Below are 13,007 nucleotides of genomic sequence, written 5' to 3' on the forward strand. Positions count from 1 at the left end.
TTCATGGATCGTGCCGGCGCCCGGCAGACCCTGGTCGATGAAGGAAGAGACGATGTCCTCCACCCCGCTCGCGTCCGTCCTGTTCGTCTGCATCCACAACGCAGGCCGCTCTCAGATGGCCGCCGGGTTCCTGCGCCACCTGGCCGGAGACCGCGTCGAGGTCCGCTCCGCCGGGTCCAGACCCGGCGAGCGGATCAACCCCTCCGCGGTGGCCGCGATGGCCGAGCTGGGCATCGACATCTCCGGCCAGAAGCCGAAGGTGCTGACCCCCGAGGCCGCGCAGGCGTCCGACTACATCATCACCATGGGCTGCGGGGACGCCTGCCCGTACTTCCCCGGCAAGACCTACCTCGACTGGCAGCTCGAAGACCCGGCCGGCCAGGGCGTCGAGGCCGTCCGCCCCATCCGCGACGAGATCAAGGGCCTCATCGAAGGCCTGATCGCCGAGATCGACGCCAAGAAGCAGGGCTGACCCGGTGACCGACACGACCACCACCACCGATGACGGCATACGCGAGGTCATCATCATCGACTCCGGCCCCGCCGGATACACCGCCGCCCTCTACACCGCCCGCGCCCAGTTGTAGCCGCTGCTGTTCGGCAGCTCCATCTTCGTCGGCGGCTCCCTCGCCACGACCACCGAGGTGGAGAACTTCCCCGGCTTCCCCCAGGGCGTCGACGGCCCCGACCTCATGACCAACATGCGGGCCCGGCCGAGAAGTTCGGCGCGGAGATGATCGACGACGACATCGTCGAGACGCGCAAAAGAGGAGGCCGCCCGCGTTCACGGGCGGCCTCGTTCTTATGCGTGCCGGTAGCTGGTCAGCAGCTGGTGGTGGTGTCGCCCGGGTCGGTGGTGCAGGTGTCGGCGCCGAGGCCGCCGTTGGCGGTGTCGCCGCCTGCGCCGTCCTGGACGTTGATGTGGTCGTTGCCGACGCCGCCACCCATGGTGTCGGTGCCTTCGGTGTCGACGAGGGTGTCGTTGCCGTTCTGGCCGTCGAGGTCGTCGTTGCCGGGGCCGCCGTAGATGTGGTCGTCACCATTGTCGAACAGGTACAGCAGCGAGCCCAGCAGGGTTTCGCCGTAGTTGGTGTCGTTGCCGGCTTCGCCGTAGAGGTAGTCGGCGCCGTTGCCGCCGCCCATGATGTCGTCGCCGGCACCCCCGTACAAGGTGTCGTCGCCGTTGCCGCCGTCGACGGTGTCATTGCCGGTCCCGGCGTAGACAGTGTCGTTGCCGCCGTTGGCCTTGATGGTGTCGTTGCCGCCGAGGCCGCAGATCACGTCGGCGCCGCTGGTGCCGTTGAGGGTGTCGTTGCCTGCGGTGCCGGTGATCGTGCAGCCGTGGCCGTTGGTGACCGTGGTGGTCTCCGCGTCTGTGTTGTTGCCCGGGGTGGAGTCGGTCACCGCCGAGGTGGTGGTGCCGGTGGCCGTGATGGTGCCCGTCGTCTGCGGTTCCACGGTCACGGTGATCGTCGCGGAGGCCCCGCTCGCCAGGGCGCCCAGTGTGCAGTTCACGACCGGGGCGCTGACGGTGCACGAGCCCTGGGAGCTGGCCGCGGACACGATGCCGGCGGCCGAGCCGGACAGGGTCAGCGTGGAGGTGGTCGATGTCGCGGCGGCCGGACCGTTGTTGGTGACGGTCTGGGTGTAGGTCAGGGTGTCGCCCAGGGCGGTCGGGTCGGCGGAGTCGGTGACTGTGGAGGCCAGGTCCGCGGAGGGGGCGCTGGGGGCGGCGGGGGCGAAGGCGACCGCGTAGGGGAAGGAGCCGAACGCAAAGGTCGCGGTGACGGTGTTGGTGGCGGTGTCGATGACCGACATGGTGCCGTTGTAGCCGTTGGGGACGTACACCGAGGCGCCGTTGGGGGTGACAGCGGACTCGAACGGGCCGTTGCCGACGCCGACCGTCGCGGTGACGGTGTTGGTGGCCGTGTCGATCACCGACACCGAACTCGCGGAGTTGTTGCTGACGTAGGCGCGGGTGCCGTCCGGGGACAGCGAGAGGCCGAACGGGCCGATACCGACGGGAATGGTGGCGGACACGGTGTTGGTGGCGGTGTCGATCACCGAGACCGTGTGCGAGTTCTGGTTGCCTACATAGGCGTGGGTGCCGTCCGGGGTGACCTTGATGACGTTGGGCTTCTCGCCGACGCCGACGGTGGCGACGACCGTGCCGGTGGCGGTGTCGATCACCGATACCGTGTTGCCGTTGTTGTTGGAGACGTAGGCACGGGTGCCGGTCGGGGACAGCGCGATGCCGAACGGGAGAGCGCCGACCGCGACGGTTCCGGTGACCGTGTTGGTAGCGGTGTCAACCACGGAGACGGTGTTCGCGCCGGAGTTGGCGGTGTAGAGGGTGGCGCCGTCCGGGGACACCGCGAGCTTGACGGGGCCGTTGCCGACCGCGATGGTCGCGGTGACGGCGTTGGTGGCGGTGTCGATCACCGACACGGAGGACGAGCCGTTGTTCGCGACGTAGGCACGGCTACCGTTCGGGGACACCGCCACACCGATCGGGGTGGAACCGACGGGGATGGTCGCGACCGCCGTGTTGGTGGCCGTGTCGAGCGCCCTGACGGTGTTGTCGCTCAGGTCGGCGACGTATGCCACCGGGGCGGACGGCAGCGCCTGCGCGGCGGGAGCGGGCAGCGCGACCAGTCCGGCGATGGCGAGCGCACCGGCGGCGACCACCGCGGAGAATCCACGTCGCAGACGCGACGGGCGTAAGACGGAACGTGAGGACATCAGGTGCCTCAACCCTTCCTCAGGGCTCGTCCGGCGTCAGGATGTCGCGGGGCAGCCTGAGAGCGCCGCATGTTCGCCAGCCCCCGGTCACCGCACCGGGACGTACCCGCAACGGAGCGAACATCCTTGGTGACCAACAGTGTTGGCCCCTCGACTCGCCCAGCATGCCACCTCCAGCTCCGCGGCAGACCCGAACCGGCACATTGGCGGACCGGGCCCGCAAAACAGCGGCGCCGCCGAGAGGTCTTCCCATGCAACGACGTGGCCCGCGCCTGCCTCCTGCCCCGCGGTCCAGCAGGGCGGACGCTTCGCGGCCCCGCAAGCGGCTGCGTGCCTGCGGACCTGCACCGGTGGAGTGAGAGCGGTCCTACTGCTTCGTGTAATGGGGAGCGGGCCAGGGGAAGAGGTCGAAGAGCATCAGGATGATCCAGAGCAGGTGGAAGGCAGGGGCCGCAATGCGTGCGGGCACCTTCGTGATTCCGATGAGCCTGAGGGCGCCGTAGAGCGGTGCCAGGCAGAGGATCGTCGTCGTGAGGACGTCTGTCCACCGGGCGCCGGCACTGCCGTGCCTGGCAGCCATGATCTGGCCGGACAGGTAAAGCACCATGAGGACGGGGGCGAGCGGGACGGCGAGCAGGGCGCGCACGGCCTTCAGGAGTTTGATGTGGGAGGACGCCTTCTTCGGAGCCGGGTCCAGGGCGGGAACGGTAGGGGGACTGGAGGGAGGTTTCGGTTCGTCGGCGACAAGCCCGAGGTGCTGAAGGAGTAGCAGCCATGCCGGGTTCCGCCTCGACGCGGCGGGGCTTGATTCGTGGAGGGTGGCCGCGCGCTGGGCCGGTACGAGACGGGCCGGGCCGGACGCATGGACAGCTGTGGCCAGGCGAGCGGGGCCGGCCGCATGCAGAGCTGGCGCCAGGCGTGCCGGGCCTGCCGCGTGGAGTGCCCGCACCACCTGGGTCAGTGCGGCTCGGCGCTCGGTGTCGCTGCTGGTGGGGGGCTTGTCCAACACGCTTTTGGACACGCGTTGGACAGCGTCTTGGGCAGCCAGAGGGATCGGTGGCAGGTCGGGGTCGTGGACGGGCTGGAGGTCTTCCTCGATCAGGGCCTCGTCCTGGAGGCCCTCGGCCGTGATGTGATCCAAACGGGCCTCGAAGTCCACGTCGTCGACCTCGTCCGCCATGTCCGGGGGGACCGGCTGCAGGGAACCGTGCGGGACAACGGTCAGGTCCTGCGTCTCGCGCTCCAGACGGCTGATCTCCTCTTGGGCGCTGAGGACCTCGGTCATCCAGAAGTCCTGCTGTTCTTCCGCCGTCATCCGGCGGCCGCGGGCCCGCTCCTGCTGGATACGGACCCGGCCCAGCCACTGCCTGGCCTGCCCCAGACGGCGCTCCGCCCGGACCCGTTCCCTCTGGTCGGCGATGTGCAGCAGGAGCTCAGCGTTCTCCAGCCGGCTCTGCGTGTAGGCCAGCATCGGGCGCAGTTCCGCGAGGTGCTTCTCCGCGTTCGCGGCGAGTGCCTGGTACTTGAGGACCTGCTGGAGGGCGTCGTCCCGCCGTTGGTGCTGACGCACCACGTCCCCGCCGGGCGTCATGCGGGCGGCACGGCGCTCGGCGTCCGCTGCGGCCCATCGCTCCCAGGCGTCCCTCACCGCGGTGTTGCGGGCCGCGCCGGGCTTGGTGAACGCCTCCAGCAGGATCCCCAGGACGGGCTTGGGGATGAGCTGGGAGCCGTTGAGGTAGTTCCCCCACGTCGAGCTGCTGGGCTCGAAGCGGTCCGCGAGTTCCCGGACCGTCGCGCCCCCGGTCAGCCGGACCAGGAACAGCGCCAACTGCCCGCCGGCGGTCCTCTCGTCGATGTCACGCTGCGGTGCCACCGCGCCCCTCCCCCGCCGTCCAGTTCAGTCCTGACCACCCCATGACCAACCCGATCCCCCCTCCCACCAGCCTCGATACGACCCGCCCGCCCCTGGACAGGCGCTCGCCGGTCACTCTCTGGCCAGCCCAGTACGCCCTGCCGACAGGGAGCAGACCATGACGCTGTCCACGCTGTACGCCTTCCTCGGCCACGACCTCCTCGGCAACACCCTGGCCGCGGCCCTCATCAGCGGGGCCGGGTACACAGCCAAGAAGATTCAGGCCAAGCTCCGCAACCGGAACACCAATACCGACCGCACCACTTCCTGACGGACCGACCGGGGGCGCACGCTCTCCCCCGGCAACGACGGCCATCGGCATCGCCGTGACTCCGGCGGGCGCCCTGCCGCCTGATCGGATGCCGGCCGCACGCTCAAGCCCCGCCGCTGAGCCGGCGGGCCCCAGCTCAGTGGAATCCTCCCCCTTGCTACCAGCGAGTGGGGAGATGCCTGGCCGCCATGGGGCACGCTGTGCGGTTCCGATGGCGGCGAGTCCGCGTGCTGCCTGCTCTGCGGTACCGGTGGGGGCCTCAGTGGGCGGGTTGCAGGGCGGGGTTGAGGGTGAGGCGGTTGTCGGTGGGGTGGTGGCCTTCGGGGCTGAACGGCGGGACCGTCCCGGGAAGGCAGTCGGCGATGAGCAGGCAGTCATGGTGGCGGTCTTCGGCGGTGGCCGCGACAAGGGGTTCGCCGTCGGGTGCCCAGATGCCGGAGTTGCCCTGGTACTGCCAGGTGCCGGCGGGGACCTGCTCCCAGCCGCGGCGATTGGCGTAAGCGATGAACAGACGCCAGATACTGGCCATGGCCGGGATGATGTGGCGGGTGGCGTCCTGGTAGGGAACCTGGCTCATGCTGCCGTCGGCCAGCCGAAAGTGGAAGTCCGCAGCCGTCGGCCCGAGGACGACCTGCGCGTTCTGACCGGCGAGGTACTGGTACAGCGGCGGAAATTCGCACTCGTAGCAGTTGAGCACCCCCACTGCGATGCCGTTCATGGTGACGACGGGCGGCAGCTCCTGCCCGAAGGAGTAGTTGCGCCGCTCGGCGGCCCCGTACAGGTGGGTCTTGCGGTAGTTCGCCGCCACCAGCCCGTCCCCGGTGATCACGCTGATCGAGTCGTAGAAGGCGGTCCCGTCGCGTTCGGGGTAGGGCAGGACCATGGCCAGGGCGTTCTCCTTGGCCGCCAGCCGGGCGCGCTCGATCGAGGGACCCTCGCGGTGCTCGGCCAGCTCCCGGCACTGCTCGGGCCCGATGGCGTAGCCGGTGGTGTACTTCTCCGGGAACACCACCACCTGGCAGCCGTAGTCGGCCGCGAGCGCGGCCACCTCGACCAGGCGTTCCAGGTTCTGCTTCACCGCCTGCCGGGTACCGACAGGGCCCTGGCCCTGATACAGGGCCACCCGCAGCCCTTCACCGACAGCGGGCGCGGCATGCGAGGCGGAGCGGAACACGACACGAACGGGCTCGGTCATCAAAGGGACGTCCTCGGTGAAGGGCGGTCCAGGTGACCGCCACGCCAGCAAGAACGATTCACCGCGCCATCGGAAACCAAGATCCTTCTCCCGCCCGCATCGAACCCAATCGACACGACCTCCCAGAGAGAGCTCCCAACGGAGCGGCAGAGAAGTCGGAACGGTCCGGCTCGGAGTGTCTTGCAGTTGCGCCGCCCCGCCGGCCTTCACCTTCAGCCAGCGGGGGAAGACGGCGGCATGTGCGTGAGACCCGAGGCTGACGCCGGTCGGTCCCGGGTCTGAGGCGAACCGGCGATCAATTACGGATCAAGGCGGATGGCCCGGGCGGGGACGGACGCCAGGATGGGGCGACCCCATCAACGGGGCCCGCAATCACCTGGAGAGCCCGATGACTGCACTGCCCCGCCCCAGGACGATGGCCCTCCCGGCCCTCCTCGCCGCCCTCGTCGTCGGCTTACCCCTGAGTGCTGCCCCCGTCGCGTCCGCCGAGCAGCGTGCCGACAAGACCGCGTACGCAAGCGTCACGGGGAGCGCGGAGTTCGTCCTTCCCTACTACCCGGACGAGGACGTCCGCTCGTTCAGGTTCGACGCGCAGGCGGCTCCGTACAGTCGGCCGTTGCCGGGGATCCCCACGGGGCTTCCGAGCGATGCTCGGGGCACGGTCACGGTCTCCCACTACTCCGCGGAGCGAAACAAGACCTACACGTCCGAGGGCCTCGTGGACTGCCTGGTCACCGGCCCCCACACCGCGACGCTGACGGCGATCATCACCAGGGTGAGCGACGGCGGCCCGGTGGATGACGTCGGCAAGCGGGTCGGGTTCAGTGTCTACGACAGCGGCGAGGACAAGGGGCGCTCCCGGGACCGCGTGGGCTTCTCCTGGAACGGAGTGAACCTGCTGCCGACCGGCGACGCCGTTCCCGCGGAGGCCCTGGTCGGCACCTGCATGGCCCCGGCCCCGTACGCCCCGGTGACCAAGGGCGGCTACACGGTCAGGCATGCCGAGCTGCTTCCCCTGCCGAAGGACTGACGGGCTGGCCGTTTCTCTCGGACCACCCGGCTGACCGGATGAAGACGTCTTTGTTCACGAGAGTTGTCGTGAACAAAGACGTCACCGCCACCAGGCGCTCAACCACCACCCGTCCAGCCCCAGCAGCTCACGGCTCCGCCGACTCGTGAGAGCGGCCGAGGGGCGGGACGCCGAGCCGACGGCTTGTGCGCTGGGCGCCCGGAGCAGCAGGACATCCGCGAACTGGGTGGCCGTTTCGGCTCATCCCGCAGTTCCTCACGGTTCCGGCTGCCACGCCGCCGCACACAGTGAGGTCTCGGCCGCCTCCGCGTACAGGGCCGCGCCCAACCAGGCGCGGGCGAAGTCGGTCGGGTCGGCGGGGAGCAGGCGGCCGAAGGGGTCGCGGGCGCGCCGGGTGGCGGTGCGTTGCAGTTCGGCCAGGAGGTCGGCGGCGGTGGGGAGGGCCGAGCGGCGCAGCTGCCCGGCGTCGGCCGACAGCGATCCGGGGACGGCCAGGAAGGGGCGTCCGGCGGCGACGGCCTGTTCGAGGCGGCGGCGCAGGAGGTGGAGGGGGGCCGGGTCCGTCCCCCGGCCGGTGGGGACCTGTGCGACGGGCGGCGGCGGGGCGGAGGGGAGGTCGGCGCGTTGCAGCCGGTCCAGCCCCAGGTCGACGCGCCGGGCGGGATCCGCCGGATGGGCGGCCGCCAGGAGCTGGAGGGTGGGCCGGGAGTCCGGGACGAGGCGGCCGACGACCCGCAGGCGCGTGCCGGGCAGGGCTGCCAGCATCCGGAGGTTGTCCCGGTACGCCAGTGCGGGATGGTCGTGGGCCGCGGTGAGGCGGAGCGTAAGGTCGCCGCACGTGGCGAGGAGGCAGTCGCCGCCGGTCTCTCGGGCGGGACCCATGAGCGTCACGTCGAGGAAGAGCAGGTCGGCGCCGGGAGCGTCGGAGTGCAGGGCGCGCGCGGCCTGCACGGCGGCCGGCGGGGCCCACAGGGCGGCAATGGGTTCGTCCGTCCAGGCCGCGCCCGACGCCTGGACCGCCTTGCAGCCGGCGCCCGCGCCTAGGCGGCCGGTGGGCGAGACGGTGGCCCCCGACAGGGCGAGCCCGGCGTGGGACAGCTGGCGGTGGGTGAGCGCGGTGTCGCCCAGGCGTACGGTGCGCCCGGCTGCCGCCGTGGCACGGCCGGGGCCGCCCGGGGCGACGTCCGAGACCGTGTGGAGGCGGCCGTCGGCGGCGGCGGTCCAGGTAACGGCGCCCGCGTAGCCGCCGGCGGTGATCAGGGGTTCGGTGAACAGGCCGTACAGGCGCAGGGATCCGTCGGGCAGGTAGGTCTGCCGGGCGGTGCCGCGCAGGGCGGCCAGTTCGGGGCCGGTCGCGTCGGGCAGCCGGTGGGCGATGCCGAGCAGTTCCCGGACGGCTGCCGTGAGGTCGGCGAGGCGGTGGGCGGGGTCGGCGGAGCGGGCGGAGCGCAGCGCGGTGACGACGGAGACGGCGGCCGCGGCCGGGCGGGGCAGACCACCGAGCTTGGCCGTGTGGGCCGCCCGCAGCAGCTCGGACTGCAGGACCGCTCCGGCGCCTTCGATGCCCGTGTCGAGCACGGCGGCGCCCGCGGCCCACAGGTGGCCGGCCGCGGCACGCTGATCGGGGGTGGCCGCGCTCTCCTGGGCCTGCGGCGTCTGCGGCGTCTCCGGGGTTCCGGCGTCCGCGCCGGAGGACGATTGCCCGGCGTCCGCGCCGCAGGGCGGGCCGGCAACGGGTTCGGCCACCACGTCGGCCACCGGCGCGGCGGACGCGATCGCCGCCCGGTGCAGGCAGCCCGGGGCGAGCAGGCAGCCGCAGCGGATCGCGTCCGCCGTGGTCACCATCCCGGCGGGGGCGTGGAGTTCCAGGCCGGTCTCGTCGTCGACCTCGATCCGTACGGTGTCGCCGTCGCGGCTGACGGGCCGGTCGGCGATCTTGGTGATGGCGGCGTCGAGCCGCTTGCGCAGCCTGGGCGAGAGCGCGCCGACGATCTCGGCGGTCACAGCGGGCGCGACGGCGGGCAGGTGGTGGCTCATGCGATCTTCTCCCCTACCCAGCGGGCGAGTTCGAGCGGGCTGAGGGCGGCTACCGGCATCCCTGCGGCGACGAGCTGCCCGGCGACGCCGGTCGAGTACCGGGGGCGGCCGGCGTCGTCCAGGCTCGCGCAGCCGAGTACGTGGCACCCGGCTCCGACGAGGGTGCGTACCTCGGAGAGGAGCCCGCCGACCGGGTGGCCCTCCTCGAAGTCGCTGATCACGACGACCAGGGTGCGGGACGGCACGGTCACCAGGGTGCGGGCGTGGCGCAGCCCGGCGGCGATGTGGGTGCCACCGCCGACCCGTACCTCCAGCAGCAGGGACAGCGGGTCGTGCACGTGGTCGGTGAGGTCGATGACCTCGGTGGAGAAGGCGAGGAAGTGGGTGGAGAGGGTGGGTACCCCGGCCAGGACGGCGGCGGTGAGGGCCGACCAGATGGTGGAGGCCTCCATGGAGCCGGAGACGTCGGTGACCAGGACCAGCCGCCAGTCGGCGGCGCGCCGGGCGCGGGAGCGGAACACCGGGTGCTCGGGGATGATCTGGACGCTGCCGTCGGCGGTCCGGCGGGCGGTGGCGAGGTTGGCGCGCAGGGTGCGGGCCAGGTCGAGCTGTCCGCCGGGGCGTCGGCTCGGGCGGGGCAGCGTCATGCCGGTCAGGGCGGGGCGCAGCCGGGTGGCCAGCTGCCGGGTGAGTTCGTCGACGAGCCGGCGGACGAGGGGGCGGAGTACGCCGAGCCGGGCCTCGGGCAGGCCGCCCGCGTGCTGGAGTACCGTGCGCAGCAGGTCGACGGAGGGGCGGACGACGGCGGGGTCGAGTTCGCCCAGGACGTCGCGGCGGCCGGTCGCGGCGGCCGCGGCGAGAACCTCCTCGCGGATGCCGGGGCCGAACAGGGCGGACAGTTCCTCGGACCACTCGCGGACGCCGGGGTAGGGCGCCTGGCGGCCGCCGCGGCTGCCCGCGCCGAGATCGCCGCGGGAGCCCTCGCCGCGGCCGTTGCCGTACAGCTCGTCCAGCGCGGTGGCCAACGGCGCTGCGGATGGCGGCAGTTGCTGCGTGCGGCGGCCGAGCACCAGTCGCCAGCGGTCGGCGGGGGCCAGGACGCGATCCGGCGCGGCTGCGGCCTTCCCGGCCGCGCGCCCGGATGCGGCGGGCGCCGCCGGGAATGCTGCCGGTGGCAGGCCCGCCCGTGGTGCGGCCGCGCGGTCGGCGGCGACACCGGGCGCAGCGGCGGCCGGGGCCGGTGGCTGGCCGGGGGCGTGCGGCGGCGTACCGGTCAGGCCAGGGGGCGTGGGCTCCGCCGCGGTGGCTGGTGACGGTTCGCCGCAGCGGTGATCGCCGTCTTGCGGCGGCGTCGCGGACGGTCCGCAGAGGTCGGGTTCCGCCGGGAGGGCGGGTGGCAGGAGGCCCAGCCGGGCCAGGGTCTCGCGCGCGGACAGGTCGGCGCGGGTCCACAGCGCCAGCGTGGCGGGGTCGATGCCGTCCGTGTCGGTGACCAGGCCGGCTGCGTCCCCGAGCCGGTCCTCCACCGCCGCGAGCAGCCGGTCGCGGGCGGCGGGGCTGAGTGTGTCGAAGCCGCCGCGCAGCGCGGGTAGGCGGTCCAGGAAAGCGGTGTCCGCGAGGTCGGTGACCCGGTCCAGCACCGGGTCGAGGACGGGCGCCATGGTCTCCAGGAGCGGAGCGGCCGCGGTGAGCAGGCCGGTGAGGCGCGCGGTCAGCGCGGTCCGGGTGGCTGCGTCGGTGGCCGCGTCCACCCAGGACGCGGTACGGGTGCCGAAGGCGTGGGCGTCCTCGTGGCCGAGCAGGACGCGAACGGCTCCGGCCGCCCCGGACATCAGGGGCGAGCCGTCGGCGGCCAGCCGGGTGAGGGCGTCGGTGAGCCGGATCCCGCCGAAGACGTCCGCGCGGTGGGCGAGTTCGAGCAGGGCCCGGGCGTCATGGGGGTCGTCGGAGCCGGTGAGGCCGTCGACCTGGCGGACGGCGGCCGAGGTGAGCAATTCGCCTGCCGCCGCCGACCGCGCGGCGCGGTCCGGGTCCGGGCCGAGTCCGGCGACGTGGCCGGCCCGGATACGGTCCAGCAGGCCGAGGGCGGCCAGCAGTTGGGGCAGCGTGCCGGTGGCCGGGACGACCTCGGCCAGTGCGGTGAGCCGTTCGTCTGCCAGTGCGGGCAGTCCGCAGGCGGCGGCCTGCGCGAGGCCGTCGATGCTCTGGGCGGCGGTGGGCCCTCCGTCGTCCTGTTCGGCTCGGCGCCGTTCGCGCAGCAGGCCTTCGGCGGCCTGGGCCGGGGTGACGCCGCGGATCCCGGCGGCGGTGAGCATGGCGGCGGTGGCCGGAGTCCAGCGCACCTCCCACCGGGTGGTCACGGCCTCGCCGGCGCCGGCGCCCGTTACGGGCGTCGACGTGGCGTAGGGGATGCCGCAGACCGTCAGTCTGCGCAGCAGGAGTTCGCGGCGGCGGTCGAGGTCGGAGCGCAAGGGGTCGAGCCGCAGGTCGCGGGCGGCAGGGCCCGTGTCGGCGGGACCGGGCAGGCCCAGGGCCGCGACCTCGTCCTCGACGGCCGGTGCCAGACCACTGCGCGGGGCGGCAGGTGCAGGCCGGCCGGAGCGGGTGCCGACCAGGACCCGTTCCAGCGATCGGGCGACCGCGCGCCCCCGGCCGAGGGGTTCGCCCTGGGTCAGTACGGTCTGCACGGCTTCGATGAGTTCGCCGCGGCCGGGCGCGGGCAGGTCGCGCAGCCGGGCGAGGTCGCCCGCCAGCCGGACGATCTCGCGGGCGTCCGCGGGCCCCGAGGGGTGGTCCTGCGCACGCAGTTCGCCGCAGATCCGTACGGCCGTGGTGAGCAGTGCCTCGTACAGGGCGGCCGGGCGGCCCGCCGCCTCCAGAACGAGGTGCTGCCATTCGGGGTCGCGGATGCCCGCCGGATAGCCGGAACGCTCGTCCAGCAGTGGATAGGTGTACGGGATCAGGGAAACGGTCCAGGCCGGACCACTGGGGAGCTCGTCCTCTGGCGGCACCGGGCCGGGCCCGGGGCCCAGCAGCGCCGGGGTGTGGAAGGCGCCCACGATCACGGCGGCCCGGCGCCCGGCGGCGGTGGCCTCCTCGATCCGGGCGCGCATCCAGCGCTCGCGGGCCAGGTCCGACCCGTCCACCGCCCCGGCCCGTTCGGCGTCGTGCCGCAGCGCCCAGCCCGTGAGCAGGGCGGCACGGCGCAGCGCCTCGGGCGGGGAGCCGGGGGCGGCGGCTTCCACCAGGCGGTCCCACAGGTCCTCGCCGGGGCGGCCGGTGAGGCGGGCGGTGAGCGCCTCGCGCAGCCCGGGTCCTTCGTGCCCCGCCCCGGCCGGGCGCGGGGGCTCGAACCGGGCGGGGTCGGACAGCGGAAGGTCGCAGGCGATCACGGGGACGTCGTGGCGGGCGGCCCAGCGCAGGGCGACGAGTTCGGGCGAGAAGTCGGCGAACGGGTAGAAGGCGGGCCCGCGCCCCTCCCCCGCGCCGTCCCTGCCGGAGGTGGCGGGGACGGCGGCCAGGGCGACGGGGGCCCGGGTGTCGGCGTGGGCGAGCCAGGGCAGCCACTCCTGCAGATCCGCGGGGAGCTCGACGAGCAGCACCTCGGGCTTCGCCGCGTCCAGTAGCTCCGGCATGACGGCGGCGAGCGACGGCGCGTGGTGGCGCACGCCGATGAGGTACGGGGCGGTGGGGTCGGTCAGGGCCGCCACCGCCTCGTCCCGAGTCATGGCGGGGGCGGCGGAGTCCGGTGCAACGGTGGATTCGGACAGGGCGGTGGAGGCTTCCGCAGGAGTGGCGGCCGGGGACGGAAGGGTCATGG

The 13,007-nt window shown here is 73.1% G+C and carries 8 protein-coding genes and 1 pseudogene; 4 read left to right on the forward strand and 5 right to left on the reverse strand.

What is annotated here, in order from left to right; all coding sequences use genetic code 11:
- The first annotated feature begins 52 nt into the window (after window positions 1-52).
- Both AC0693_RS13910 and AC0693_RS13915 read left to right on the forward strand, forming a co-directional pair.
- On the forward strand, window positions 53-472 hold the full coding sequence (locus tag AC0693_RS13910) for an arsenate reductase ArsC (protein WP_478801885.1): 420 nt from the start codon (window positions 53-55) through the stop codon (window positions 470-472).
- 4 nt (window positions 473-476) lie between these two features.
- A pseudogene (locus AC0693_RS13915) lies at window positions 477-772 on the forward strand (NAD(P)/FAD-dependent oxidoreductase); the annotation flags it as partial.
- Between the two features lie 50 nt (window positions 773-822).
- Here the strand turns inward: AC0693_RS13915 and AC0693_RS13920 are convergent.
- A complete protein-coding gene (locus AC0693_RS13920; protein ID WP_478801886.1) occupies window positions 823-2,688 on the reverse strand; it encodes a YVTN family beta-propeller repeat protein in 1,866 nt (621 codons plus the stop codon).
- Window positions 2,689-3,109: 421 nt separating this feature from the next.
- Window positions 3,110-4,615, reverse strand: a complete 1,506-nt coding sequence (locus tag AC0693_RS13925) for a hypothetical protein (RefSeq protein WP_478801887.1) — start codon at window positions 4,613-4,615, stop codon at window positions 3,110-3,112.
- Between the two features lie 157 nt (window positions 4,616-4,772).
- Here AC0693_RS13925 and AC0693_RS13930 point away from each other — a divergent pair, with 157 nt between their 5' ends.
- On the forward strand, window positions 4,773-4,925 hold the full coding sequence (locus tag AC0693_RS13930; RefSeq protein ID WP_478801888.1) for a hypothetical protein: 153 nt from the start codon (window positions 4,773-4,775) through the stop codon (window positions 4,923-4,925).
- 259 nt (window positions 4,926-5,184) lie between these two features.
- Here the strand turns inward: AC0693_RS13930 and AC0693_RS13935 are convergent, their stop codons facing one another.
- Entirely contained in the window at window positions 5,185-6,120 is a 936-nt protein-coding gene (locus AC0693_RS13935; protein ID WP_478801889.1) for a nitrilase-related carbon-nitrogen hydrolase, read from the reverse strand.
- Window positions 6,121-6,508: 388 nt separating this feature from the next.
- Between AC0693_RS13935 and AC0693_RS13940 the strand changes: the two genes are divergently transcribed.
- On the forward strand, window positions 6,509-7,150 hold the full coding sequence (locus AC0693_RS13940; protein ID WP_478801890.1) for a hypothetical protein: 642 nt from the start codon (window positions 6,509-6,511) through the stop codon (window positions 7,148-7,150).
- A gap of 255 nt (window positions 7,151-7,405) precedes the next feature.
- Here the strand turns inward: AC0693_RS13940 and AC0693_RS13945 are convergent, their stop codons facing one another.
- Together AC0693_RS13945 and AC0693_RS13950 are read right to left on the reverse strand one after the other, a co-directional pair.
- The gene (locus AC0693_RS13945; RefSeq protein WP_478801891.1) at window positions 7,406-9,187 is read right to left on the reverse strand and encodes a hypothetical protein; all 1,782 of its coding nucleotides are present in this window, start codon (window positions 9,185-9,187) and stop codon (window positions 7,406-7,408) included.
- Complete coding sequence (locus AC0693_RS13950; RefSeq protein ID WP_478801892.1) at window positions 9,184-13,005, reverse strand: vWA domain-containing protein; 3,822 nt, start codon at window positions 13,003-13,005, stop codon at window positions 9,184-9,186. Before AC0693_RS13950 ends, AC0693_RS13945 begins: the two co-directional genes overlap by 4 nt.
- Window positions 13,006-13,007 lie beyond the last annotated feature (2 nt).

This window comes from Streptomyces sp. NPDC043876 (assembly GCF_056435825.1).